This is a genomic window from Cryobacterium tagatosivorans (assembly GCF_004402215.1).
Classification (GTDB): domain Bacteria; phylum Actinomycetota; class Actinomycetes; order Actinomycetales; family Microbacteriaceae; genus Cryobacterium; species Cryobacterium tagatosivorans.
The window spans coordinates 43,853-68,315 of the sequence record NZ_SOEZ01000011.1 but is presented as its reverse complement, the minus strand read 5'-3'; the positions used below and the strand labels follow the sequence as shown (position 1 = coordinate 68,315).

Below are 24,463 nucleotides of genomic sequence, written 5' to 3'. Positions count from 1 at the left end.
CACCGTGTCGCAGACCCCACCCGAGCCCGATCGTTCGTCCGGTGACGATCCGACCAGCGGCTGGGAAGACCTCCTGACCGGGGCGACGGAGACGCAGGGCGGCGGTCCCGGAGCGGCATCCGCTTCGACACCCGCCGACGCCGCCGGTTCGCGCCGGGCCGCCCGGGAGTCCCGCGGCGGCCGGTCCGGTGGCCGCGCCGAGGCGCCCACCGGGCCGCGACGGGTGGTCAGGAGCCGCCGCGGAGCGTGGGGCTGCCTGGCCGTGCTGCTCGTGTTCGTCGCGCTCCTCGCGGTCGCGGCGGTCATCCTGCAGGGGCCGATCGCCCAGCTCTTCGCCGCCACCCAGGGACCGGCCGACTACGAGGGCACCGGCGACAAGGAACTCGTCGTGATGATCCACGAGGGCGACACCGGGGAGGACGTCGCCGCTGCCCTGGCGAAGGCGGATGTGGTCAAGAGCTACGCGGCCTTCTACAAGCTGCTGCTCGCCGAATCACCGGCACCGGTCTTCCAGCCCGGCGCGTATCAGCTGGCCACGAAGATGAGCGCCCGCTCGGCGCTCGACGCGCTGCTCGACAAGAAGAACAAGCTCGAACACACCGTCGTCATCCCCGAGGGCACCACCGCGGCCGTCGCCCTGCAGTCGCTCTCCGAGGGCACGGAGGTTCCGTTGGCCGACATTCAGGCCGCGGCGAAAGACGTCGCCTCCTTCGGCCTGCCCGCCGAGGCGACCAGCCTGGAGGGATTCGTCTTCCCGGCGACCTACAACTTCACGCCCGGCGTGACCGCCCACGATGCCATCAAGACCCTCGTCGACCGGCAGTTCAAGGCTCTCGACGATGCCGGGGTGACCGCGGACAAGCGATGGACGACGATCACCATGGCTGCGCTGATCCAACGGGAGGCGGGGCTCCGCGAGGATTACTACAAGGTCTCGCGGGTCTTCTACAACCGGCTCAACCCCCAGCTGTGGCCGAGCGGGCTGCTCCAGTCCGACGCGACCGTGACCTACCGCACGGGCAACACCCACCTGGCCACCACGACGGATTCCGAGCGCGCCGACGCGGGCAACCCGTACAACACCTACGTGCACCCCGGGCTCCCGGCCGGGCCGATCTCGAATCCAGGGGACCTGGCCATCGACGCGGCCCTGCACCCCGCCGACGGGCCCTGGCTATACTTCGTGTCCTGGAACCTCGACACGGGCGAGACGATCTTCTCGGCCACGCTCAAGGATCACGAAGTCGCCGTCGCCAAATGGCTGGCCTGGATGAAGGACCACCCCGAATATGGCTAACGAACTGCCGAACCAGCCGGTCCAGCGCCTCGCCGTGCTGGGCTCGCCGATCGCACACTCCCAGTCCCCGGCGCTCCACCGGGCCGCCTACGCAGCCCTGGGCCTCAACTGGCGGTACGACGCCATCGAGGTGCGCGCGGGGGAGCTCGCGGCGTTCCTCGCCGGCCTCGAGCCCGACTGGCGCGGACTCTCGCTCACCATGCCGCTCAAGCACGAGGTCATGCCGTTGCTGAACGGCCTCGACCGGATGGCCACCGTCACGAAGGCGGCCAATACCGTCCTCGTCGGGCAGACCGAAACCGGGCGCACCCTGACCGGGTTCAACACGGATGTCACCGGACTCGTCCGCGCCCTCGCCGACGCCGGCGTCACCCGCGCCACGCACGTCACGCTGCTCGGCGCCGGCGCCACCGCCGCGTCGGCGCTCCTGGCCGCCGCCGAACTGGGAGCGGAATCCGTGGAAGTGATCGTGCGCACGCCGTCGAAGGCCGCACCCCTGGTCGAGCTGGGCCACAGCGTCGGACTGGTCGTCACGGTGGCGAACCTCACCAGCCTGGCCGACCCGGAACGGCAGAGCGACCTCGTGATCAGCACGCTGCCGGGCGGGCCGGTCCTGGCCGCCGAGTTCCCGGCCGACCTGCGCAGCCGGGCCGTCCTGTTCGACGTGAGCTACTCGCCGTGGCCGAGCTCGCTGGCCAGGTCCTGGGCAGCGGCCGGGGGCACCGTGTGCTCGGGCCTCGGGATGCTATTGCACCAGGCGCTCATCCAGGTGCGCGTCTTCGTGAGCGGCGATCCGTTCGAACCGCTGCCCCGGGAAGACGAGGTCCTGCAGTCCATGCGCGGCGCGCTGGGTGAGGAGCCTGTGGAAGGATAGGGGTCATGCTTCGTTGGCTCACAGCCGGAGAGTCCCACGGCCCCGAACTCATCGCCATTGTCGAGGGTTTGCCCGCTGGGATCCCGGTCTCCCTCACCGATATCCGCCTCGACCTCGCGCGCCGCAAACTCGGCTACGGCCGAGGCGCCCGCATGAAATTCGAGCAGGACGAGCTCACCCTCTCCGGCGGGGTGCGCCACGGGCTCACCATGGGTGGCCCGGTCGCCCTGCGCATCGGGAACACCGAGTGGCCCAAGTGGTCGGAGGTGATGAGTCCAGAGCCGGTCGACCCCGCCGCCCTGTCCCGCGGCCGCGGATCGCCGCTCACCCGGCCGAGGCCCGGCCATGCCGACCTCGTGGGCATGCAGAAGTACGACTTCGACGAGGCCCGTCCGGTCCTCGAGCGGGCGAGCGCCCGCGAAACGGCCGCCCGGGTCGCCCTGGGCGCGGTCGCCCGCGCGTTCCTGGCGGAACTCGGTATCACCCTGGTCAGTCACACGCTGTCGATCGGCCCGGTCCGGGTGCCCGAGGGTGCCCCGCTGCCGCACCCGAGCGACGTCGACGCGCTCGACGCCGACCCGCTGCGCTGCTTCCACGCGGAGACATCCGCGCTGATGGTCGCCGAGGTCGATGCCGCCCACAAGGACGGGGATACCCTCGGCGGCGTCGTCGAGGTGCTCGCCTACAACCTTCCCCCCGGGCTCGGCTCCTTCGTGCACTGGGACCGCCGCCTCGACTCCCAGCTCGCCGCGGCGCTGATGGGCATCCAGGCGATCAAGGGCGTCGAGGTCGGCGACGGCTTCCTCAGCACCACCCGGCGCGGGTCGCTCGCCCATGACGAACTCGTCCAGTCCGACGGCGTCATCCAGCGGGCCGGCGACAAGGCCGGCGGCACCGAGGGCGGAATGAGCACGGGCACCGTGCTGCGGGTCCGAGCCGGCATGAAGCCGATCTCCACCATCCCGCGCGCCCTCCGCACCGTCGACGTCGCCACCAGCGAGGCCGCCCCCGCGCACCACCAGCGCTCCGACGTGTGCGCGGTCCCCGCCGCCGGCGTCGTCGCCGAGGCGATGGTCGCCCTGGTCATCGCCAACTCCGTGCTCGAGAAGTTCGGGGGAGACTCCCTCGGCGAGACCAGGCGGAACCTGGCGAACTACCTCGCGAACATCCCGGCCAACCTGAAGACCGGCGCGTCCAGCGACGCGTCGCTGTAGCCATGCGGGCACCAGGAGGGTCGCCGGACCCGCTCGCCCTGCCCCTGGCCTTCATCGGCCCGATGGCGGCGGGCAAGACGAAGATCGCCCGGCGCGTCGCCCGTGGCCTGTCTGTCCCGTTCATCGACACCGACCAGCGCATCGTGGACCGGTACGGTCCGATCGCCGAGATCTTCTCCCGCGAGGGTGAAGAATACTTCCGGGTGATCGAACGTGAGGTCGTCGCGGAGGCCCTGGCCGAAGAGGCCGTCGTCTCCCTCGGCGGGGGAGCCGTGCTCGACGGCGAGACCCGGGCCGACCTGGGCCGGTGCGGCGTGGTCTACCTCAGCGTCGACGCGGCCGCGGCGGCCAAGCGCATCCGCGGACGCAAGCGCCCGCTGCTCGCGAACGGCATCGAGGACTGGCAGCGCATCTTCGACGAACGCCGCCCGGTCTACGAGTCCCTGGCCGACATCCACTTCGACACATCGACCCGTTCGGTCGGCGACATCGCCGACGACATCGTGACCTGGACCAGAGAGAAATCGTGACCGAAACAGCAGCACCCGAACCCACCATCCCCACCGCGGGCGCCGACACCACCGTGATCACGGTGAGCGGGCCGGAGCGCTACCCCGTCCTCATCGGGCGCGGCCTGGTCGCGGGCGTCGCCGACCAGCTCGGCGCCGACGTGCGCAAGGTGCTCATCGTGCACACCTCCACGCTCGGGGCGCGTGCCGTGGCGCTGCGGGAAAGCCTGCTCGATCGCTACGAGGTCCTGATCGCCGAGGTGCCGGACGCGGAAGCCGCCAAGCGGGTCGAGGTGGCCGCATTCTGCTGGCAGGTCATGGGCCAGGCCGACTTCAGCCGCACGGATGCCGTGATCGGCTTCGGCGGCGGCGCGGTGACCGACCTGGCCGGCTTTGTCGCCGCGACCTGGCTGCGGGGAGTGCGCCTGGTCCAGGTGCCCACCAGCGTGCTCGGCATGGTCGACGCCGCCGTCGGCGGCAAGAACGGCATCAACACGGCCGAGGGCAAGAACCTGGTGGGCACGTTCTACGCGCCCGCGGCCGTGATCTGCGACCTCGACGTGCTCGACGACCTGCCGCGGAACGAAATCCTCGCCGGGTTCGCCGAGATCGTGAAGGCCGGCTTCATCCAGGTCCCCGAGATCCTCGACATCATCGAGGCGGATGTCGCCGCCGTGACCGACCCGCACACCCCGCAGTTCCGCCGGGTGGTCGAACTGGCCATCGAGATGAAGGCGCGGATCACGGGGGAGGACTTCAAGGAGTCCGGCCGGCGCGAGATCCTCAACTACGGCCACACGCTCGGCCACGCCGTCGAACACGCCGAGCGGTACGGCTGGCGGCACGGGGCGGCCGTCGCGGTCGGCATGATGTTCGCCGCGGAGCTCGCCCGGCTGAGCGGCCGCCTCTCCGACGAGGCCACCGACCGGCACCGGCGCATCCTGGAATCGCTCACCCTCCCGGTCAGCTACCCGGTCGGCCGGTGGAGCACGCTGCTGGCGACGATGCAGCGGGACAAGAAGACCCGCAGCGGCATGCTGCGCTTCATCGTGCTCGACGACATCGGCAAGCCGACGGTGCTCGAGGCCCCCGACACGTCGCTGCTCTTCGCCGCCTACCAGGAGATCGGCTCCTAACTCCCGCCACCTTCCTTCGCCGAACTGTGAGTTTTGCACCTTCGCTGGGCCCGGGAAGGTGCCAAACTCACGGTTCGGCGAGTGTGCGGGTCGGCGTCGTGGCATACGATGGTGACCCCGAGCGATGGCGCTGGCCTCCTCGCCGTCGACCAGTGAGAACGGAGGGGTGAATGACCAGTCCATGGACGGTCCGTTCCCCGGTCGAGTCCGAGCGGGACTCCTTCGCGCTGCTGGCGAAGGCCCACGAGGCCGCGGTCTCCGACCGTGCCGCCGCGACCGGCGTGCGCAAACTCGTGCAGGAGTCCTGGCAGCGTTCGCTCTCGCATCGGGTGGACCCGTCGCTGGCCGGTGCCGAGCCGGAACTGACCGCGGAACAGCTTCGGGAGCTTCGCCGGCGGCATCCGCTGGCGTCGGTTCTTCCCGTCGTGCACAACCTGCTGATCCGGCACGCCTTCGAGGCGGGGCTGATCGTGGCCGTCGGCGACGAATCGGGGCGGCTGCTCTGGATCGACGGCGACCACGTGCTCCGGCAGAAGGCCGAGGCGATGCTCTTCGTCGAGGGCGCCGACTGGTCGGAACGCCGGGTCGGAACCAGCGCCCCCGGCACGGCGCTGGCCCTGAACCACGGGATCCAAATCCAGCGGGCCGAGCACTTCAACCAGCTGGCTCATCCGTGGAGCTGCACGGCCGTGCCGATCCGCGACCCGGACTCGGGCGCCGTGCTCGGCGTCATCGACATCACCGGCGGGGACGAGGCGGTCGCGCCGCAGACGCTGCCCCTCGTCGAGGCCGCCGTCGCCGCCGTCGAGGCGGAACTCCGGATCCAGCGCCTCGGGCTGCCGCCGGACCGCGGCACAGCCGCCCGTTTCCAGGTGGCCCTGGCGCCGCCGCCGCCGCGGAAGGCCGCGCCAGCGGGGCTGCAGGTGCTCGGCCGGGACCACGGCCAGCTCGAGCTCGGCGGCGCCACCCTCGAGGTCAGCCCCCGCCACGCCGAGATGCTCACCCTGCTCGCCTGGCACCGGGAGGGCCTCTCCGCCGAACGGCTCGCCCTCCTGTTGAGCGACCAGGCGGCCGGCGTCGACACCCTCCGTGCCGAAATGGTGCGGCTGCGCAAGGCCCTCGATCCGCTCGGCCCCACCTTCACCATCAGCTCCCGGCCGTACCGGCTCGATACACCGATCGAACTGGACGCGCAGCGGGTGCTCGCCTTCCTCGAACGCGGCGCCCACCGGGTGGCGCTCGGGGCCTACCGCGGGCCGGTGCTGCCGAGTTCCACGGCTCCGGGCGTCGCCGCCATCCGGGCCGAGGTCAGTTCGCGGCTCCGCGAGGCCATGCTCAGTGACGCCTCCGCCGAACTCCTGCTCGAGTACGCCCGCACGGAAGAGGCCACCTACGACACCGAGGTCTGGCGCGCCTGCCTGGAAATGCTGCCCGCCCGGTCGCCGAAACGAGCCACCGTCGTGGCCCGGTTGAAGCGGATCGACGCCGAGCTCGGTTAGGCGCGCAACCTCTCGCAACCCCGCAACTTTTCGCAACCCCGGGGCAACGTTTGCCTCCCTAGGCTCCGAGGAGAGCCGCAGCTGACGCTGCGTGCATCGACACCGTCGTCGACAAAGGAGCGCCATGACCGTCTATTCAGCCCCCGGAACACCCGACTCGAAGGTCACCTTCAAGCCCCGCTATGAGAATTGGATCGGCGGTGAATGGGTCAAACCGGTCAAGGGACAGTACTTCGAAGACATCTCGCCGGTCACCGGGAAGGCCTTCGCCGAGGTCGCCCGCGGCACCGCCGAGGACATCGAACTGGCGCTGGACGCCGCCCACAAGGCCGCGCCGGCCTGGGGCAAGACCTCGGCCACGACCCGCGCCGCGGTCCTCAACAAGATCGCCGACGTGATCGACGCGAACCTCGAACTCCTCGCGGTCGCCGAGACCTGGGACAACGGCAAGCCGGTGCGCGAGACGCTGAACGCCGACATCCCGCTCGCCTCGGACCACTTCCGCTACTTCGCCTCCGCGATCCGCGCCCAGGACGGCGACCACGCCGAACTCGACGGTGACATGGTCTCCTACCAGTTCCACGAGCCGCTCGGCGTCGTCGGGCAGATCATCCCGTGGAACTTCCCGATCCTGATGGCCGTCTGGAAGCTGGCGCCCGCACTGGCCGCCGGCAACACCGTCGTGCTCAAGCCCGCCGAGCAGACCCCCGTGTCGATCCTCGTCCTGCTCGAACTGATCGGCGATGTGCTGCCCGCCGGCGTCGTCAACGTGGTCAACGGCTTCGGCATCGAGGCCGGCAAGCCCCTCGCATCGTCGAACCGGATCCGCAAGATCGCCTTCACCGGCGAGACGTCGACCGGTCGCCTGATCATGCAGTACGCCAGCGCCAACATCATTCCGTCGACCCTCGAGCTGGGCGGCAAGAGCCCGAACATCTTCTTCAGCGACGTCGCCCAGGAGAAGGACGCGTTCTACGACAAGGCGCAGGAGGGCTTCGTGCTCTTCGCCTTCAACCAGGGCGAGGTCTGCACGGCCCCCAGCCGCGCGCTGCTGCAGAAGCCGATCTACGACAGCTTCCTGGCCGACGCGGTCGAGCGCACCCGCAAGGCGGTCCAGGGCAACCCGCTGGACACGGACACCCAGGTCGGCGCCCAGTCCAGCAACGACCAGCTCGAGAAGATCCTCTCCTACATCGATATCGGCAAGCAGGAGGGCGCGAAGCTCGCCCTCGGCGGCGAGCGGGTCGACCTCGGCGGAGACCTCAGCGGCGGCTACTACGTGCAGCCCACGATCTTCGAGGGCCACAACAAGATGCGCCTGTTCCAGGAGGAGATCTTCGGCCCGGTGCTCGCGGTGACGAGCTTCACGGACTACGACGACGCCATCTCGATCGCCAACGACACCCTGTACGGACTCGGTGCCGGCGTGTGGTCGCGCAACGGCAACGTGGCCTACCGGGCCGGGCGGGACATCCAGGCCGGCCGGGTGTGGGTCAACAACTACCACGCCTACCCGGCCGGGGCGGCCTTCGGCGGCTACAAGAGCTCGGGGATCGGGCGCGAGAACAACAAGCTCGCCCTCGGCCACTACCAGCAGACCAAGAACCTGCTGGTGTCCTACTCGGAGAACGCCCTGGGCTTCTTCTAACCCTTGCGATCCCGGACCGCCGGCGGCCCACGTCGCCGGCGGTCCCCTCGCCCAGGACCGCAGCTCGCAGGACCGCAGTTCAGCCGCATTCTCTCGCCCGAGGAGGGCCAGGCCATGTCCGACACGACCGTCACGGCATCCATCACCATCGCCGGCGAGACCCGCCCGCGGGTCGAGTTCACGCCCGCCACCGTTGACCTGCTGCGCAGCCTCTGGGACGAGCACGGGCCGCTCATGTTCCACCAGTCGGGCGGATGCTGCGACGGCAGTTCCCCGATGTGCTTCCCGGCGGGAGAGTTCATCACCTCCGACCGGGACGTCCTGCTCGGCCGGCTCGACATCGCGAGGCCCGGGAGCGACGCGCAGCCGATCGACTTCTGGATGTCGGCCGAGCAGTTCGAGTACTGGAGCCACACCTTCCTCACCGTGGATGTCGTCCCCGGCCGGGGAAGCGGGTTCTCCGCCGAGGCTCCGCGCGGGGTCCGCTTCCTGATCCGGTCCCGGCTGATGACCTCGTTCGACTGAGTCGGGTGGCCCGGGGACTGGTGCAGCGCCCCGGTCCTGCCAGCCTGGGGCGCTAGCCCCGGGACACCGGGATCTTCGACGAGGTCGTGCTCTTCTCCGGAACGGGAATCCGCACCTCGAGCACCCCGTCGCGGTAGGTCGCCGTCACGTCCTCTTCCTTGCAGCCCACCGGCAGGGGGATGTCCCGGGTGAAGGACCCGTAACGGAACTCCGTACGGTAGCCGTCCTTCAGCTTCTGCTCGCTCTTCTCCTCGCGCTCGGCCTGGATGTGCAGCACGCCGTCACTCACCGAGATGTCGACATTCTTCTCCGGGTCGATGCCGGGCATTTCCGCCTTGACGACGAGGGTGTTGCCGTCGCGGAACTCCTCCACCTTCATCGAGGCGTTGTCCCAGTCGCCCTCGAGGAATCGCCGGAAGGGCTCCGGCATGTCGAATTTTTCGCGTCGTGCTAGTCCGGCCATGGTGGTCTCCTTCGTTTGGTGGAGCACACAGTACCCCCGGTGCCGTCATGCCGCAGTGCCCCGCCGCCCGCTGCCCTAGGCTGTGGGAATGAGCACAGTCCTCGTCCTGAACGGCCCGAACCTCGGGCGCCTCGGCAGCCGGGAACCCGATGTCTACGGGTCGGCCGACCTGGACGAACTGCGGGCCCTGCTGAGCGCATCCGCCCCCGCCGGAGTCACGGTCGACCTGCGCCAGACCGATGACGAGGCCGAGCTCATCCACTGGCTGTACGAGGCCGTCGACGCCGGCACGCCCGTCATCCTGAACCCGGCCGCGTTCACGCACTACAGCTACGCGCTGCGGGATGCCGCGGCCCTGGTCACCAAGGCCGGCGTGCCGCTGATCGAGGTGCACCTCTCCAACCCGCACGCCCGGGAGACGTTCCGGCACACGAGCGTCGTCAGCGCCGTCGCCACCGGCGTGATCGCCGGCCTCGGCTTCGACTCCTACCGCCTCGCCCTGAACTACCTCACCTCGCCCCGCTAAACCCCGCTAGCCCCCGCGAAACCGCAGTCGTGCGCGATATCCGCGTGTTTTAGCGCGCACAACTGCGGTTTCGCGGGGAGCGCGGGGGCGCCTTTGGCGCTTTCAGGATGGGCAACTATGCTCGTTTGAGGCCGAATCGGCCGCGCACCTTCCCAATTGAACGGATTACCCTCCCCATGGCATCTACCGCCGACATCAAAAATGGCGTCGTCCTCAACATCGATGGCCAGCTCTGGGCCGTCATCGAGTTCCAGCACGTCAAGCCGGGCAAGGGTGGTGCGTTCGTTCGCACCAAGATGAAGAACGTCGTCAGCGGCAAGACCGTCGACCGCACCTTCAACGCCGGCGCCAAGATCGAAACCGAGAACGTCGACCGCCAGGACTTCCAGTACCTGTACGCCGACGGTGACTCCTACGTGTTCATGGACGTCTCCGACTACGACCAGATCCACGTCCCGGCAGCCGTTGTGGGCGACGCGGTGAACTTCATGCTCGAGAACCAGATGGTGACCATCGCGCTGCACAACGGCAACCCGCTCTACGTCGAGCTGCCGGCATCCGTCGTGCTCGAGATCACCTACACCGAGCCAGGCCTGCAGGGCGACCGCTCGACCGGCGGCACCAAGAACGCCACGGTCGAGACCGGTTACGAGATCCAGGTTCCGTTGTTCCTCGAGCAGGGCACCAAGGTCAAGGTCGACACCCGCACCGGTGACTACCTGGGCCGCGTCAACTAGTGAGCGCCCGTACCAAAGCGCGCAAGCGAGCCATCGACATCCTCTACGTCGCCGACGTTCGGCAGATCTCCATCCCCGAGTCGCTCGCGGCCGAGGCAGAGCGCGCGTCCAGTGAGCCCGCGCGGCAGGCCTCCTGGCTGTACGCGCGGGAGATCGTCGACGGCATCGTCGACCACCGTGAAGAGATCGACGAACTGATCGAGACCTACTCGCAGGGCTGGACCCTGTCGCGGATGCCGATCATCGACCGGGCCATCCTGCGGATCGGCATCTGGGAAATCCTCTACAACGACGCGGTGCCGCACGCGGTGGCCATCGACGAGGCCGTCGAGGCCGCGAAGGTGCTGTCGACGGATGACTCCGCCGGGTTCGTCAACGGACTCCTCGGCCGGATCGCGCAGACCGCCCCGTCCGCGTAGGGGCCCGGTCAGGTCGACACGGTGATGCTGGCGACGGTGCCGGCGATCGACGCCCACAGCTTGATGTCGTCCCCTGGCTGCTTCTTGTACGGGCGACCGATCCGGTCACGGCAGTCGAAGGTGATCTCGACCTCGAACGCCACCCCGATCGCATAGTTGTGCCCACCCTGCAGCTGCAGGGTGGCCGACAGGTCGGTGAAGGCGTGCACCTGCGAGTTGATCGCCGATCCGCCCTGTCCGCTCTCGTCCGCCTTGAACAGGGTGCGCGACCCGAAGGGCTTGAGCAGCTGCCACTGCCCGGTCACCGGGTCGACCTCCCAGCCGGCCACGTAGGCCGTGCCGCGGTAGCTGAAGTTGGCGAAGCCGGCGGTCGTGCCGGGCATGAACCACCAGCGGCTCTCGGTCACCGCGTCGATGTCCGCGCTCACCTTCACGTAGGACAGGGTCGCCTGGGGCACGACGCTGACCCCCGTGCCCGCGAAGCCGATGTAGCCCGGGTTCAGCCCGGACACGTTGACCCAGCTGAACAGGTTGCCCGTCGCCTCCGACGCGGCGCTTCCGGACGGCTGCCCGTTGACGGTGTTCACCCAGTGGTACCGGTATCGGTGGCTGGCCGGAGGCGCGGCAATCCAATAGCGCTTGTAGTCGGCGTCCGCGGGGATGTACAGGCTGTCCGGCCAGGCCAGGGCGAACTCCGGCCGCTCCCGGAAATACTGGGAGAAGATCGCGTCCTTGTACTTGTGGATGCGCTCCAGTGTGGGCAGCGGATCGGGGCCGGGGAGCTCGAGCTCGCGATGGACCTCCTCGATCTCGCGGCGCCGGACAAAACTGATCGGGCCGGCCGGCGCCCCCACTTCGGAGGCGACCGGTGACGGCCCCCGGGCCTCGTGATTCGATGTCGACATGGCGCCACCTGCTTCCTGCAGCTCCGGCTCTCGAAGGATGTGTACGTCGATGCCCGCAGCTTAACCGCGGGCCGTCACACCGGCTAGGGCGCGGCCGCGCAGGTGCTAGGCTCATGGGCAGAAATAGACATCCTTTAACAGCCGTCCTGTGAGACGGGGAAGGAGGTCGGTTTGATGGCACGCACCGTGCTCACCCAGGCTGACATCACCCGAGCGTTGACTCGGATCTCGCACGAGATCCTCGAGTCCAATCGGGGGCCGGACAACCTCGTCATCCTCGGCATCCCCACCCGCGGGGTCGTGCTCGCCCGCCGCATCTTCGAGACCATCCAGAGGATCGAGCCCAGCGCGACGGATGTCCGCGTCGGCTCCCTCGACGTCACCCTCTACCGCGACGACCTGTCCCGCACCCGCACCCGCACCCCCGCGCCGACCCAGGTGCCCGGCAGCATCGACGGCAAGACCGTCGTGCTCGTCGACGACGTGCTCTACTCCGGCCGCACCATCCGCGCCGCCCTCGACGCGCTCGGCGACCACGGCCGCCCGAGCATCGTGCGCCTGGCCGTGCTCGTCGACCGCGGCCACCGGGAACTGCCGATCAGGGCCGACTTCGTCGGCAAGAACCTGCCCAGCTCGACCGAGGAGCGGATCAACCTGCACCTGACCGAGACAGACGGCGACGAATTCGTCAGTATCGAAGGAGGCAACGGCGCATGAGGCACCTCCTGTCGACCAAGACGATCAGCCGGGACGAGGCCATCGTGCTCCTCGACATCGCCGAGGACATGGCGGATGTCGCAGGCCGCGAGGTGAAGAAGCTCCCGACCCTGCGCGGCAAGACCGTCGTCAACCTGTTCTTCGAGGACTCCACCCGCACCCGGATCTCCTTCGAGGCCGCGGCGAAGAGGCTCAGCGCCGATGTGATCAACTTCAGCGCCAAGGGATCGAGCGTGTCGAAGGGCGAGAGCCTCAAGGACACCGCCCAGACCCTCGCCGCGATGGGCGCCGACGGCGTCGTCATCCGCCACCACGCCTCCGGGGCGCCGCTCGTGCTGGCGGAGAGCGGCTGGATCGACGCGGGCATCATCAACGCCGGCGACGGCACCCACGAACACCCGACCCAGGCCCTGCTGGACGCTTTCACCATCCGCCGGCGCCTGCACGGGGCCGCCTCGCGGGGCCGGGACCTCGACGGTGTCACCGTGACCATCGTCGGGGACGTCCTGCACTCCCGCGTCGCCCGGTCGAACCTGTGGCTGCTCACCACCCTCGGCGCCCAGGTCGGCTTCGTCGCACCGCCGACGCTCCTGCCTGCGGACACGTCCGCCTGGCCGGCGACCTTCGGCTTCGACCTCGACGCCGCGATCGACGCCGGCCCCGACGTGATCATGATGCTCCGCATCCAGGCCGAGCGGATGAGCGCCTCCTTCTTCCCCAACCCGCGGGAGTATGCCCGCGGCTGGGGGCTCGACGACGAGCGGTTCGCCCGGCTCCGGGCGGATAGCATTGTCATGCACCCCGGCCCGATGAATCGCGGCCTGGAAATATCGTCTGCCGCGGCCGATTCGGCCCGGTCGACCGTGCTCGAACAGGTCGCGAATGGCGTGTCGGTGCGGATGGCCGCGCTGTACCTGCTTTTGTCCGGTGACCGGGAGGATTCATAGATGCCGAAGGAACGCGCCGACAACGTGGAGTACCTGATCCGGGGAGCGACCCTGCCGGACGGTACCCGCAGCGACATCCTGCTCGCCGGCGGCCGCGTCGCCGAGCTCGGGTCGGGTTTGTCTCGGGCCGGTGCGAGCCCGATCGACGCCGACGGGCTCGTCGCCCTGCCCGGCCTCGTCGACCTGCACACCCACCTGCGTGAGCCCGGATCTGAGCAGAGCGAAACCGTGCTGACCGGCAGCCAGGCCGCGGCCAGGGGAGGGTTCACCAGCGTGTTCGCGATGGCCAACACCTCACCGGTGCAGGACACGGCCGGCGTTGTCGAGCAGGTGCTCGCCCTCGGCGAGCAGGCCGGCTACGTCACCGTGCAGCCGATCGGCGCCGTAACCGTGGGCCTGGCCGGCCGGCAACTGGCCGAGCTCGGCGCCATGGCGGCCAGCCGCGCCCGGGTGCGGGTCTTCTCCGATGACGGATCCTGCGTGGCCGATCCGCTCATCATGCGCCGCGCCCTCGAGTACGTGAAGGCCTTCGACGGCGTCATCGCCCAGCACGCCCAGGACCCCCGCCTCACCGAGAAGGCGCAGATGAACGAGGGCGCGCTGTCGGCCGAGCTCGGCCTCACCGGCTGGCCGGCCGTCGCGGAGGAGTCGATCATCGCCCGCGATGTGCTCCTGGCCGAACACGTCGGTTCCCGCCTGCACGTCTGCCACGTCTCCACCGCCGGCTCGGTCGACGTCATCCGCTGGGCCAAGGCCCGCGGCATCAACGTCACAGCAGAGGTCACCCCGCACCACCTCCTGCTCACCGAGGAACTCGTCGTCGGCTACGACGCGCGGTTCAAGGTCAACCCGCCGCTCCGCCGCCGGGAAGACGTCGAGGCCCTGCGCGCCGGCCTCGCCGACGGCACCATCGACATCGTCGCCACCGACCACGCGCCGCACCCGACCGAGGCGAAGGATTGCGAATGGGATGCGGCCGCCAACGGCATGGTCGGGCTCGAGTCCGCCCTCTCCGTCGTGCACGCCTCCGTCGTGGCAAACGGCCACCTCGACTGGGCCGACGTGGCCCGGGTGCTCTCGCACACCCCCGCCCGGATCGGCCGTCTGGACGGCCAGGGCCGGCGCACCGAGGTGGGCGCACCCGCCGAGCTCACGCTCTACGACCCCTCGGCCAGCCGGGTGTTCGGAACCGGTGACCTCTCCGGCAAGGGCGTGAACTCGCCCTACCTGGCGATGACGCTGCCCGGCCGGGTGCAGGCCACCTTCCACCAGGGATACCCGACGGTGCTGGACGGCGCGTTGCTCCCGGCCGCCGAGGTCGCGGCCGCGCGGTCGGAGGTCGGCCATGGATAGGGTCGCCCCCACCGTCGTCGTCGTCGTCGTGCTGCTCGGCATCGTCGCGCTCATGTGGCGGAGCTGGCGGGCGCGCACCCGCCGGGATGCCGGCCTGGCGGCCGGCCACCCGGGTACCGGCGCCGACGCCCCCGTGATCGCCTCGGCGCCCGTGCTGTACGTGGCCACCACGCCCCGCGCCCGCCCGCTCGAACGGCTCGCGATCCGGGGACTGGGTTTCCGCGCCAGGGCCCGGCTCACGGTCACCGCCGCGGGAGTGGACCTCAGCCTGGCCGGCGAGGAGCCGGTCTTCATCCCGGCCGCGGCGATCGAGCTGCTCACCCCCGCCACCATGACCATCGACCGCGTGGTCGAGACCGACGGGCTGCTGCTGCTGGGCTGGCGCCTGCACCGGCCAGAGAACGCACCCGCACCGAAGCCCGGCGAGGACATCTCCGTCGACAGCTACTTCCGCATCCCCGACCCCATCGATCGCGACCGCATCACTGATGCGATCCGATCCATCGCAGCCGACGCCACCGGCCCGGCTGCACGCGACGAAAGCGAGGCCTGACATGGCCAATCCTGCAGAAACAGCCGACCGGGCGGGCGCCGTGAAGGCGCCGGCCGTGCTCGTGCTCGAAGACGGCCGGCGCTACGTCGGCCGCGCCTACGGCAGCCGAGGCCAAACCTTCGGTGAGATCGTGTTCGCCACCGGGATGACGGGCTACCAGGAGACCCTGACCGACCCGTCCTACGCCGGCCAGATCGTCCTGATGACCGCGCCGCACATCGGCAACACCGGCGCCAACGACGAAGACATGGAATCCCGCAAGATCTGGGTGGCCGGCTTCGTCGTGCGGGAGCCCTCCCGGGTCACGTCGAACTTCCGCTCCCAGCGGAGCCTCGACGACGACCTCGAATCCGGCGGCGTCGTCGGCATCAGCGGCATCGACACCCGGGCGATCACCCGCCACATCCGCTCCGAGGGCGCGATGCGCGCCGGCATCTTCTCCGGCGAGGCCTTCGAACTCTCCGACGGCGAGCAGCTCGAGCAGGTGCGCCGGACGGCCTCGATGCGCGGGCGCAACCTGTCCGACGCGGTGTCCACGGTCGAGCCGTACTCCATCCCGGCGGTGGGGGAGCGGATCGGCTCGGTCGCCGTGCTCGACCTCGGCGTGAAGACCTCCACCCTCAACTTCCTGGCCGAACGCGGCTTCGAGGTCCTCGTCCTGCCGCAGTCGGTCACCTCGGAGCACGTGCTCTCGCTGGAGCCCTCCGCGCTGTTCTTCTCCAACGGCCCCGGCGACCCGGCGGCCTCGGACGCCCACGTGAAGCTGCTGCAGGAGGTGCTCCGGGCCGGCGTGCCGTACTTCGGCATCTGCTTCGGCAACCAGCTGCTCGGCCGCGCGCTCGGCTTCGGCACCTACAAGCTGCCCTTCGGCCACAGGGGGATCAACCAGCCCGTGCTCGACAAGACCACCCGCAAGGTCGAGATCACCTCCCAGAACCACGGCTTCGCCGTCGACATGCCCACCGAGGGCGTGCACGAATCCCGCACCGGCTTCGGCCGGGTGGAAGTGAGCCACTACAGCCTCAACGACAACGTGGTCGAAGGCATCCGCTGCCTCGACATTCCCGCGTTCTCGGTGCAGTACCACCCGGAGGCCGCCTCCGGGCCGCACGACGCCAACTACCTTTTCGATCGGTTCAGGGATGTGGTGCTCGCCCACCACAAGGCCGCCGGAGCAGGAGACAACAAATAATGCCCAAGCGCGACGACATCAACAGCGTCCTCGTCATCGGCTCCGGCCCGATCGTGATCGGCCAGGCCTGCGAGTTCGACTACTCGGGCACCCAGGCCTGCCGGGTGCTCCGCGAGGAGGGCGTCCGGGTCATCCTGGTCAACTCCAACCCGGCCACGATCATGACCGACCCCGACTTCGCTGACGCCACCTACATCGAGCCGATCACCCCGGAGATCCTCGAGACCATCATCGCCAAGGAGCGTCCGGATGCCATCCTGCCGACCCTGGGCGGGCAGACGGCCCTGAACGCGGCCATCCAGCTGCACGAACGAGGCATCCTCGAAAAGTACAACGTCGAGCTGATCGGCGCGAGCTTCGAGGCAATCCAGAAGGGTGAGGACCGCCAGGTCTTCAAGCAGCTCGTCCTCGACGCCGGCGCCGACGTCGCCCGGTCGCACATCGCCCACACGATCGAGGAGGCCGTCGGGTTCGCAGGCGACCTCGGCTACCCGCTCGTCGTGCGCCCCTCGTTCACCATGGGCGGGCTCGGCTCCGGCTTCGCCTACGACGAGGTCGAACTGCGCCGCTACGTCGGCGACGGCCTGCACCACAGCCCCACCAGCGAGGTGCTCCTGGAGGAGTCCATCCTCGGCTGGAAGGAATACGAACTCGAAATGATGCGCGACACGGCCGACAACACCGTCGTCGTCTGCTCGATCGAGAACGTCGACCCGGTCGGCGTGCACACCGGCGACTCGATCACCGTCGCGCCGGCGCTCACCCTGACCGACCGCGAGTACCAGCACCTGCGCGACATCAGCATCGACATCATCCGCGCCGTGGGCGTCGACACCGGCGGCTGCAACATCCAGTTCGCGATCGACCCGGCCACCGGCCGCGTCATCGTGATCGAGATGAACCCGCGCGTGTCGCGCTCCTCGGCCCTGGCCAGCAAGGCGACCGGTTTCCCGATCGCGAAGATCGCGGCCAAACTCGCCCTCGGCTACCGCCTCGACGAGATTCCCAACGACATCACCAAGGTCACCCCGGCCAGCTTCGAACCCACGCTCGACTACGTCGTCGTCAAGGTTCCGCGCTTCGCGTTCGAGAAGTTCCCCGCCGCCGACCAGCGCCTGACGACCACCATGAAGTCGGTCGGCGAGGCCATGGCAATCGGCCGGAACTACGCCTCCGCCCTGCAGAAGGCGCTCCGCTCCCTGGAGAAGCGCGGCTCGTCGTTCCACTGGGGCGCGGAGACCCGCACGCTCGAGGAGCTGCTCGTCGCGGCGGAGATCCCCACCGACGGACGCATCGTCACGGTGCAGCAGGCGCTCCGCAAGGGCGCCAGCATGGAGCAGGTCTTCGCGGCCACGAAGATCGACCCCTGGTTCATCGACCAGATCGTGCTGATCAACGAGGTCGCCGACGAGGTCGCCTCCGCCGAACGGCTCGACACGGACATCCTCCGCACCGCCAAGGACCACGGCTTCTCCGACGCCCAGATCGGCGAACTCCGCGGCTTCGGCGAGGCAGACGTGCGCAAGGTGCGCCACATCCTCGGCGTGCGCCCGGTCTTCAAGACCGTCGACACCTGCGCCGGCGAGTTCCCCGCGCTCACGCCGTACCACTACTCGAGCTACGACGAGGAGACCGAGGTCGTGCCCAGCGACCGGAAGAAGGTCGTCATCCTCGGCTCCGGTCCGAACCGGATCGGCCAGGGCGTCGAGTTCGACTACTCCTGCGTGCACGCCTCCTTCGCGCTGTCCGAGGCCGGCTACGAGACCATCATGATCAACTGCAACCCGGAGACCGTGTCCACCGACTACGACACCTCCGACCGGCTCTACTTCGAGCCGCTGACGCTCGAAGACGTGCTCGAGATCATCCACGCCGAAAGCCAGAGCGGCGAACTCGTCGGGGTGGTCGTGCAGCTCGGCGGGCAGACCGCCCTGGGCCTGGCCAAGGGCCTCCAGGCGGAAGGCATCCCGATCCTCGGCACCACTCCGGATGCGATCGACCTCGCCGAGGAGCGTGGACTGTTCTCCGGCATCCTCGCCGCCGCGAACCTGCTCGCCCCGCGCAACGGCACCGCGATCGACTACGCCGGCGCGGTCGTCGTCGCCGAGGAGATCGGTTACCCGGTGCTCGTCCGCCCGAGCTACGTACTCGGCGGTCGCGGCATGGAGATCGTCTACGACAGCCTCTCCCTGGCCGACTACTTCACCCGGATGGAGGGTCAGGGCATCATCGGCCCGTCGCATCCGCTGCTCGTCGACCGGTTCCTCGACGACGCGATCGAAATCGACGTGGACGCCATCTACGACGGGCACGAGCTGTACATCGGCGGCGTGATGGAGCACATCGAGGAGGCCGGGATCCACTCCGGCGACTCCAGCTGCACCCTGCCGCCGGTGACCCTCGGCCGGGCCGAGATCGACCGCGTGCGCGTGGCCACCCTGGCCATCGCCAAGGGCATCGGCGTGCGCGGCCTGCTCAACGTGCAGTTCGCGATCGGCGCCGGCGTGCTCTACGTGCTCGAAGCGAACCCCCGCGCCTCGCGCACCGTGCCCTTCGTCGCCAAGGCGCTCGGGATCACCCTGGCCAAGGCCGCCGCGCTGATCATGGTCGGCACGACCATCGCCGAGCTCAAGGCCGAGGGCAAGCTGCCGCTGATCGACGGCTCCCGGGTTCCGATGGAATCGCCGGTCGCGGTCAAGGAGGCCGTGCTCCCGTTCAACCGGTTCCGCACCCACGACGGCACCGTCGTCGACTCCGTGCTCGGCCCGGAGATGCGCTCGACCGGCGAGGTCATGGGAATCGACCGCGACTTCCCCCGCGCCTTCGCCAAGAGCCAGCTCGCCGCGTACGGCGGCATCCCGCTCAGCGGAACCGTCTTCGTGTCGGTCTCCGACCGCGACAAGCGCGCCATCATCCTGCCCATGCTGCGGTTCCAGCAGCTCGGCTTCGAGATCATGGCGACCGAGGGCACCGCCGAGGTGCTCCAGCGCAACGGCATCCGGGCCCGCGTCGTGTCGAAGGTCAGCGAGAAGGGCGAAGACGACGTGTCGATCGTCGAACTGATCCAGCGCGAAGAGGTCGACATCGTCATCAACACGCCGAGCGGACGCTCCGCCCGCGCCGACGGCTACGAGATCCGTGCGGCCGCCGTGGCCGGCGACCTGCCCCTGTTCACCACGATCGCCGAGCTCAGCGCGGCGGTCGGCTCGATCGACGCGATCCGGGACGGCTTCGAGGTGACCTCGCTGCAGGAGTACGCGGGCACCCGGGCGGCGGCGCTGCAGGCGGCAATGCTGTGACCCCAGGCGAGGCATCCGGCGCGCCCGTCCCGTTCGGCGACCGCCTCGGGCAGGCGTTCGCCGCGCACGGGCAGCTCTGCGTCGGCATCGACCCGCACGCCTGGCTGCTGGCCGACTGGGACCTGCCCGATTCCGCGGCGGGAGCAGAAGCGTTCGGCCGCACGGTGGTCGAGGCCGCCGCCGGCCGCGTCGGGATCGTCAAACCGCAGATCGCGTTCTTCGAGCGGTTCGGTTCCGCGGGCTACGCGGCCCTGGAGCGTACCCTGGCGGATGCCCGGTCGGCCGGACTGCTCGTCATCGGCGACGTCAAGCGGGGAGACCTCGGCACGAGCGCCGAAGCGTACGCCCAGGCCTGGCTCACGCCCGGTTCGCCGCTCGAAGTGGACGCCATCACGGTCAGCGCGTACATGGGCGTCGGATCGCTCGACGCCGCGATCGAGATCGCGGAGGCCGGCGGCAAGGGCCTCTTCGTGCTCTCGGCGACCTCGAACCCGGAGGCCGCGGTGATCCAGCGGGCCATCGTCGCCGACGGCGCCCGGGCCGGCCGGAGCGTCGCCCGGGCGATCCTCGACGAGGTGGGGGAGCGTAACGCGGCGGCCACGACCGGGCCGCTCGGCTCGATCGGGGTCGTGCTCGGCGCGACCCTCGACCTCGCCGTTTTCGGCATCGACGTCGCCGCAGCGCCGTCGGCGGCGCTCACCCCGGTGCTCGCCCCGGGCTTTGGCCACCAGGGCGCCGACGTCACCAATATCGACTTGCTGTATGGCGGGTACGCTCGAAGCGTTATCGTGAGTGAATCGCGTAGCGTGCTCGCGGCCGGTCCCGACCGGCTCGCCGAGGCGATCGTGCGCCGAGTAGCTGAAACAGGAGCGGCCCGTGGCTGAGAATCGCCCCATCCCACCCGATGTCGACCGGGTGGCGGCATCGCGCGCCGCCGTCGCGGCCCGGCGCGCCAGAGCGGCCGTCAAGGCCCAGGTCGCGGCCGGTCAGCGGACCGCCCTCGAGGTGCTCGCCGCCGCGGTCAAGGACCCGACCGGGGTCGAAGGCCGACTGCGCGTGACCGAGCTGCTGGTCAGCATCCCCTCGATCGGAGTCACCAAAATGCGCCGCCTCATGAACCGGCTGGAGATTTCCCCGTCGAAGCGCCTCGGCGGACTCGGCACCCACCAGCGCGAGCGCCTGCGGGACTTCCTCTCCACCAAACCGACCGGACGCCGCGGCGCCCCCGACTCGCGCCTGGTCGTGCTCGCCGGACCCACCGCGGTCGGCAAGGGCACCGTGGCGAACTACATCCGGGAGCACTACCCCGAGGTGCTGCTCTCCGTCTCCGCGACGACCCGCAAGCCGCGCCCCGGTGAAGTCGAGGGCGTCAGCTACTACTTCGTCGACGATGCGGAATTCGACCGGATGATCGAGGCGGGCGACCTCCTCGAATGGGCGACCGTGCACAACGCCTACCGGTACGGCACGCCTCGCGGTCCCGTCGACGACGCCATCGAGGCCGGCCGCAGCGTGCTCCTGGAGATCGACCTCCAGGGGGCCAGGGCCGTGCGCCGCGCCATGCCGGAGGCCCGGCTGGTCTTCCTGCTGCCTCCCAGCTGGGAAGAACTGGTGCGCCGACTGATCGGGCGGGACACCGAGGATTCCGCCGAACAGGCCCGCCGGCTGGAGACCGCGAAGCTCGAATTGGCCGCCCAGGGCGAGTTCGATTACAGCGTCGTGAACACCGACGTGGCCGAAGCGGCCCGAGAGGTCGTAGACTTGATGCAGACTCGCAGGGCGCAGTCGGTTTCGTAGCGCCCGTCTCACCTCGTTTCCTCGCGTCAGAATTGACGCGCACGCAGTCATTTCGCTGCACGAAAAGCTCTAAAGGAGTGTGACCCAATGGCCACCAAGCTAACAGGCATCATTGACCCGCCCATCGACGACCTCCTCACCAAGGTCGACTCCAAGTACGCCCTCGTGATCTTCGCGTCCAAGCGTGCCCGCCAGATCAACGACTACTACGCGGACCTGCACGAAGGCAGCCTGTTCGACAACGTCGGACCGCTCGTCGACTCGACCGTCGATGACAAGCCGCTCTCCGTCGCCCTGCGCGAAATCAACGAGGACAAGCTCACCTCCCGTCCGATCGTCGAATAACCGCTCCGCCACGCTCGAGCGCGCAGGATGTCGTCAGCTCGCACGATCGTCGTCGGTGTAACCGGCGGCATCGCTGCGTATAAGGCCGTCAACATCGTGCGCGCTTTCGTGTTGGCCGGGCACTCGGTGCACGTCGTCGCGACCGAAGCGGCCCTCCGGTTCGTCGGGAAGCCGACCCTCGAGGCCATCTCCCGGAACCCCGTGCACACCGACCTCTACGAGGGCGTCGCCGAGGTGCGCCATGTGGCCATCGGTCAGTCGGCCGACCTCATCGTCGTCGCCCCGGCCACCGCCAACACCATCGCGAAGCTCGCCGCCGGCCTGGCCGACGACCTGCTGGGCAACACCATCCTCGCCAGCACGGCTCCGCTCGTGATCGCGCCGGCCATGCACACCGAAATGTGGAACAACCCCGCCACGGTCGCCAACGTGAAGACCCTGCGCGAGCGCGGCGTCGTGATCGTCGGACCCGGCGTTGGCCAGCTCACCGGCGCCGACATCGGCGCCGGACGGATGGAAGAACCGGACACGATCGTCGCCGCGGCCCTGGCCCTGCTCGACGACGGCTCCGCGCGCCAGGACCTCGCCGGGCAGGACCTCGCCGGCCGGCGGATCGTGATCAGCGCCGGCGGAACCCGCGAACCGCTCGACCCCGTGCGCTACCTCGGGAACCGCTCCAGCGGCCGGCAGGGCGTCGCCCTCGCCGAGGCCGCCGCGGCGCGTGGAGCATCCGTCATCCTGGTCGCCGCCCACCTCGAGGTGCCGCCGCCGGCCGGCGTCGACCTGCGGCCGGTCAGCACCGCGCTCGAGCTCCAGGCGGCCGTCGAGGCCGCCGCGGCGACCGCCGACGTGGTGATCATGGCCGCCGCCGTCGCCGACTACCGGCCGGCCGAACGCCGCGCAGACAAGATCAAGAAAGACGAGGCCGGCGACACGTTCCGGCTCGACCTGGTCAAGAACCCCGACATCCTGGCCGGCCTGGCACGGGCGGTCCCGCGTCCGGCCGTCATCGTCGGCTTCGCCGCCGAAACCGAGGCCGACCCCGCCGCACGCCTGGAACTCGGACGGCAGAAGGTCGCCCGGAAGGGCTGCGACTACCTCGTCCTCAACAGGGTCGGCTGGTCACAGGGCTTCGCCACGGAGAGTAACGACATCGTCGTCCTCGATCGGCGCGGAGATATAGTGAATGAGGCTTCCGGCACGAAACTGTCGGTGGCCAATTGCATTCTTGACGTGATCGTCCAGGCCGGAACGCCCGATCACCATCCTTCCGATTGACGAGAGCACGGCTCTCCTGAAACAGAGACGGGCCCGATGAGCGATCTTCGCCTCTTCACCTCCGAGTCGGTCACCGAGGGCCACCCGGATAAGATCTGCGACCAGATCTCCGACAGCATCCTCGACGCGTTGCTCGCCGAGGACCCGCAGAGCCGCGTCGCCGTGGAAACCCTGGTCACGACCGGGCTCGTGCACGTCGCCGGCGAGGTGACGACGGAGGCCTACGTCGAGATCCCGTCGATCGTGCGCAAGTGCATCACCGAGATCGGCTACGACTCGTCCGACGTCTGGTTCGACGGGCGGTCCTGCGGGGTGGAGATTTCCATCGGCGGGCAGTCCCCGGACATCGCCCAGGGCGTTGACGAGGCCTTCGAACGGCGCGAACAGTCCAGCCTCGACGCGTTCGACCGCCAGGGCGCCGGCGACCAGGGGATCATGTTCGGCTACGCCACCCGGGAAACGCCCGAGCTGATGCCGATCCCGATCTGGATCGCCCACCGCCTCGCCGAGCAGCTGGCGGCCGTGCGCAAGTCCGGCGAGCTGGACTACCTGCGTCCCGACGGCAAGACCCAGGTCACGATCGGCTACGACGGCATCATCCCGCGCACGGTCGAGACCGTGGTGCTCTCCACCCAGCATTCCCCGTCCGTGTCGACCGAGGTGCTGCGCGCCGAGGTCGAGGAACTCGTCATCCGGCCCGTGCTGGCCCGCGTCGAACTCGACTCCTCCGACCTCACCACCCTGATCAACCCGACCGGCCGGTTCGAAATCGGCGGGCCGCAGGGCGACGCCGGACTGACCGGGCGCAAGATCATCATCGACACCTACGGCGGCTCGAGCCGCCACGGCGGGGGAGCGTTCAGCGGCAAGGACCCGTCGAAGGTCGACCGCTCCGCCGCCTACGCCATGCGCTGGGTTGCCAAGAACGCCGTCGCCGCCGGCCTGGCCGAGCGCCTGGAAATCCAGGTCGCCTACGCGATCGGCAAGGCCTCGCCCGTCGGCCTGTACGTCGAGACGTTCGGCACCGGCACCCTGCCCGACAAGGACATCACGGCCGCCATCCGCGAGGTGTTCGACCTGCGCCCCGGCGCCATCATCGCCTCGCTCGACCTGCTCCGGCCGATCTACGCCCAGACGGCGACCTACGGCCATTTCGGCCGGGAACTGCCCGACTTCACCTGGGAGAGGCTCGACCGCGTCGAGGACCTGAGAAGCGCAGCCGGACTCTGA

At 69.5% G+C, this 24,463-nt stretch carries 24 protein-coding genes; 22 read left to right on the top strand and 2 right to left on the bottom strand.

The features are described 5' to 3' along the window. The first annotated feature begins 4 nt into the window (after positions 1–4). The 8 genes from mltG (at position 5) to E3O23_RS02250 (ending at position 8,702) form a co-directional block, all read left to right on the top strand. Positions 5–1,297 (top strand): endolytic transglycosylase MltG, encoded by a 1,293-nt coding sequence (mltG, locus tag E3O23_RS02285; protein ID WP_241983281.1) that lies wholly within the window; start codon positions 5–7, stop codon positions 1,295–1,297. Next, entirely contained in the window at positions 1,290–2,171 is an 882-nt protein-coding gene (locus E3O23_RS02280; RefSeq protein ID WP_134487704.1) for a shikimate dehydrogenase, read from the top strand. The genes mltG and E3O23_RS02280 overlap by 8 nt, the downstream gene beginning before the upstream one ends. A gap of 5 nt (positions 2,172–2,176) precedes the next feature. After that, positions 2,177–3,385: a chorismate synthase gene (gene aroC, locus E3O23_RS02275; RefSeq protein WP_134487701.1), complete on the top strand. Its 1,209-nt coding sequence runs from the start codon at positions 2,177–2,179 to the stop codon at positions 3,383–3,385. Between the two features lie 2 nt (positions 3,386–3,387). Next, entirely contained in the window at positions 3,388–3,915 is a 528-nt protein-coding gene (locus E3O23_RS02270) for a shikimate kinase (RefSeq protein WP_174776582.1), read from the top strand. Next, positions 3,912–5,030, top strand: a complete 1,119-nt coding sequence (gene aroB / locus E3O23_RS02265) for a 3-dehydroquinate synthase (RefSeq protein ID WP_198415103.1) — start codon at positions 3,912–3,914, stop codon at positions 5,028–5,030. The genes E3O23_RS02270 and aroB overlap by 4 nt, the downstream gene beginning before the upstream one ends. 170 nt (positions 5,031–5,200) lie before the next feature. Beyond that, on the top strand, positions 5,201–6,529 hold the full coding sequence (locus E3O23_RS02260) for a GAF domain-containing protein (RefSeq protein WP_134487698.1): 1,329 nt from the start codon (positions 5,201–5,203) through the stop codon (positions 6,527–6,529). A gap of 124 nt (positions 6,530–6,653) precedes the next feature. Continuing rightward, positions 6,654–8,177, top strand: coding sequence for an acetaldehyde dehydrogenase ExaC (gene exaC, locus E3O23_RS02255; RefSeq protein ID WP_134487695.1), 1,524 nt, complete (start codon positions 6,654–6,656; stop codon positions 8,175–8,177). 114 nt (positions 8,178–8,291) lie between these two features. Beyond that, positions 8,292–8,702 carry a DUF779 domain-containing protein gene (locus E3O23_RS02250; RefSeq protein WP_134487692.1) on the top strand — a complete coding sequence of 137 codons (411 nt, stop codon included), beginning with the start codon at positions 8,292–8,294 and terminating at the stop codon, positions 8,700–8,702. Between the two features lie 52 nt (positions 8,703–8,754). On the opposite strand, the gene E3O23_RS02245 is transcribed toward E3O23_RS02250, so the two are convergent. Then, complete coding sequence (locus tag E3O23_RS02245; protein WP_134487689.1) at positions 8,755–9,165, bottom strand: Hsp20/alpha crystallin family protein; 411 nt, start codon at positions 9,163–9,165, stop codon at positions 8,755–8,757. Between the two features lie 88 nt (positions 9,166–9,253). On the opposite strand from E3O23_RS02245, the gene E3O23_RS02240 reads away from it, so the two are divergent. The 3 genes from E3O23_RS02240 (at position 9,254) to nusB (ending at position 10,847) form a co-directional block, all read left to right on the top strand. Beyond that, positions 9,254–9,691 carry a type II 3-dehydroquinate dehydratase gene (locus E3O23_RS02240; protein ID WP_134487686.1) on the top strand — a complete coding sequence of 146 codons (438 nt, stop codon included), beginning with the start codon at positions 9,254–9,256 and terminating at the stop codon, positions 9,689–9,691. 176 nt (positions 9,692–9,867) lie between these two features. After that, positions 9,868–10,428: an elongation factor P gene (gene efp, locus E3O23_RS02235; RefSeq protein ID WP_134487683.1), complete on the top strand. Its 561-nt coding sequence runs from the start codon at positions 9,868–9,870 to the stop codon at positions 10,426–10,428. After that, entirely contained in the window at positions 10,428–10,847 is a 420-nt protein-coding gene (nusB, locus tag E3O23_RS02230; protein WP_134487680.1) for a transcription antitermination factor NusB, read from the top strand. Before efp ends, nusB begins: the two co-directional genes overlap by 1 nt. 8 nt (positions 10,848–10,855) lie before the next feature. On the opposite strand, the gene E3O23_RS02225 is transcribed toward nusB, so the two are convergent. Next, positions 10,856–11,752, bottom strand: coding sequence for a hypothetical protein (locus E3O23_RS02225; protein WP_134487672.1), 897 nt, complete (start codon positions 11,750–11,752; stop codon positions 10,856–10,858). A gap of 171 nt (positions 11,753–11,923) precedes the next feature. Between E3O23_RS02225 and pyrR the strand changes: the two genes are divergently transcribed. The 11 genes from pyrR to metK all read left to right on the top strand — a co-directional run bounded on the left by pyrR (position 11,924) and on the right by metK (position 24,463). Beyond that, positions 11,924–12,469, top strand: a complete 546-nt coding sequence (gene pyrR / locus E3O23_RS02220; protein ID WP_134487669.1) for a bifunctional pyr operon transcriptional regulator/uracil phosphoribosyltransferase PyrR — start codon at positions 11,924–11,926, stop codon at positions 12,467–12,469. Continuing rightward, positions 12,466–13,416: an aspartate carbamoyltransferase catalytic subunit gene (locus E3O23_RS02215; RefSeq protein WP_134487666.1), complete on the top strand. Its 951-nt coding sequence runs from the start codon at positions 12,466–12,468 to the stop codon at positions 13,414–13,416. The genes pyrR and E3O23_RS02215 overlap by 4 nt, the downstream gene beginning before the upstream one ends. After that, positions 13,417–14,769: a dihydroorotase gene (locus E3O23_RS02210; protein WP_134487663.1), complete on the top strand. Its 1,353-nt coding sequence runs from the start codon at positions 13,417–13,419 to the stop codon at positions 14,767–14,769. Then, a complete protein-coding gene (locus E3O23_RS02205) occupies positions 14,762–15,322 on the top strand; it encodes a PH-like domain-containing protein (protein WP_134487660.1) in 561 nt (186 codons plus the stop codon). Before E3O23_RS02210 ends, E3O23_RS02205 begins: the two co-directional genes overlap by 8 nt. 1 nt (position 15,323) lies before the next feature. Then, complete coding sequence (gene carA, locus E3O23_RS02200) at positions 15,324–16,514, top strand: glutamine-hydrolyzing carbamoyl-phosphate synthase small subunit (protein WP_174776581.1); 1,191 nt, start codon at positions 15,324–15,326, stop codon at positions 16,512–16,514. Further along, positions 16,514–19,813, top strand: coding sequence for a carbamoyl-phosphate synthase large subunit (carB, locus tag E3O23_RS02195; protein ID WP_134487658.1), 3,300 nt, complete (start codon positions 16,514–16,516; stop codon positions 19,811–19,813). Before carA ends, carB begins: the two co-directional genes overlap by 1 nt. Continuing rightward, the gene (gene pyrF, locus E3O23_RS02190) at positions 19,810–20,697 is read left to right on the top strand and encodes an orotidine-5'-phosphate decarboxylase (RefSeq protein WP_134487655.1); all 888 of its coding nucleotides are present in this window, start codon (positions 19,810–19,812) and stop codon (positions 20,695–20,697) included. The genes carB and pyrF overlap by 4 nt, the downstream gene beginning before the upstream one ends. Beyond that, the gene (gene gmk / locus E3O23_RS02185) at positions 20,690–21,610 is read left to right on the top strand and encodes a guanylate kinase (RefSeq protein WP_134487652.1); all 921 of its coding nucleotides are present in this window, start codon (positions 20,690–20,692) and stop codon (positions 21,608–21,610) included. The genes pyrF and gmk overlap by 8 nt, the downstream gene beginning before the upstream one ends. An 87-nt stretch (positions 21,611–21,697) precedes the next feature. Next, the gene (gene rpoZ, locus E3O23_RS02180) at positions 21,698–21,955 is read left to right on the top strand and encodes a DNA-directed RNA polymerase subunit omega (protein WP_092322037.1); all 258 of its coding nucleotides are present in this window, start codon (positions 21,698–21,700) and stop codon (positions 21,953–21,955) included. 27 nt (positions 21,956–21,982) lie between these two features. Beyond that, positions 21,983–23,233: a bifunctional phosphopantothenoylcysteine decarboxylase/phosphopantothenate--cysteine ligase CoaBC gene (coaBC, locus tag E3O23_RS02175; protein WP_134487649.1), complete on the top strand. Its 1,251-nt coding sequence runs from the start codon at positions 21,983–21,985 to the stop codon at positions 23,231–23,233. Positions 23,234–23,269: 36 nt separating this feature from the next. After that, positions 23,270–24,463, top strand: a complete 1,194-nt coding sequence (gene metK / locus E3O23_RS02170) for a methionine adenosyltransferase (RefSeq protein ID WP_134487646.1) — start codon at positions 23,270–23,272, stop codon at positions 24,461–24,463.

Excerpts from the sequence above, each read along its gene's own strand:
- rpoZ (WP_092322037.1), top strand. The coding sequence starts at position 21,698 with ATGGCCACCAAGCTAACAGGCATCATTGACCCGCCCATCGACGACCTC.
- E3O23_RS02270 (WP_174776582.1), top strand. The coding sequence starts at position 3,388 with ATGCGGGCACCAGGAGGGTCGCCGGACCCGCTCGCCCTGCCCCTGGCC.
- E3O23_RS02205 (WP_134487660.1), top strand. The coding sequence starts at position 14,762 with ATGGATAGGGTCGCCCCCACCGTCGTCGTCGTCGTCGTGCTGCTCGGC.
- coaBC (WP_134487649.1), top strand. The coding sequence starts at position 21,983 with ATGTCGTCAGCTCGCACGATCGTCGTCGGTGTAACCGGCGGCATCGCT.
- E3O23_RS02260 (WP_134487698.1), top strand. The coding sequence starts at position 5,201 with ATGACCAGTCCATGGACGGTCCGTTCCCCGGTCGAGTCCGAGCGGGAC.
- E3O23_RS02245 (WP_134487689.1), bottom strand. The coding sequence starts at position 9,165 with ATGGCCGGACTAGCACGACGCGAAAAATTCGACATGCCGGAGCCCTTC.
- E3O23_RS02225 (WP_134487672.1), bottom strand. The coding sequence starts at position 11,752 with ATGTCGACATCGAATCACGAGGCCCGGGGGCCGTCACCGGTCGCCTCC.
- exaC (WP_134487695.1), top strand. The coding sequence starts at position 6,654 with ATGACCGTCTATTCAGCCCCCGGAACACCCGACTCGAAGGTCACCTTC.
- aroC (WP_134487701.1), top strand. The coding sequence starts at position 2,177 with ATGCTTCGTTGGCTCACAGCCGGAGAGTCCCACGGCCCCGAACTCATC.
- E3O23_RS02280 (WP_134487704.1), top strand. The coding sequence starts at position 1,290 with ATGGCTAACGAACTGCCGAACCAGCCGGTCCAGCGCCTCGCCGTGCTG.
- efp (WP_134487683.1), top strand. The coding sequence starts at position 9,868 with ATGGCATCTACCGCCGACATCAAAAATGGCGTCGTCCTCAACATCGAT.
- E3O23_RS02210 (WP_134487663.1), top strand. The coding sequence starts at position 13,417 with ATGCCGAAGGAACGCGCCGACAACGTGGAGTACCTGATCCGGGGAGCG.
- E3O23_RS02250 (WP_134487692.1), top strand. The coding sequence starts at position 8,292 with ATGTCCGACACGACCGTCACGGCATCCATCACCATCGCCGGCGAGACC.
- carA (WP_174776581.1), top strand. The coding sequence starts at position 15,324 with ATGGCCAATCCTGCAGAAACAGCCGACCGGGCGGGCGCCGTGAAGGCG.
- carB (WP_134487658.1), top strand. The coding sequence starts at position 16,514 with ATGCCCAAGCGCGACGACATCAACAGCGTCCTCGTCATCGGCTCCGGC.
- E3O23_RS02215 (WP_134487666.1), top strand. The coding sequence starts at position 12,466 with ATGAGGCACCTCCTGTCGACCAAGACGATCAGCCGGGACGAGGCCATC.
- metK (WP_134487646.1), top strand. The coding sequence starts at position 23,270 with ATGAGCGATCTTCGCCTCTTCACCTCCGAGTCGGTCACCGAGGGCCAC.
- E3O23_RS02240 (WP_134487686.1), top strand. The coding sequence starts at position 9,254 with ATGAGCACAGTCCTCGTCCTGAACGGCCCGAACCTCGGGCGCCTCGGC.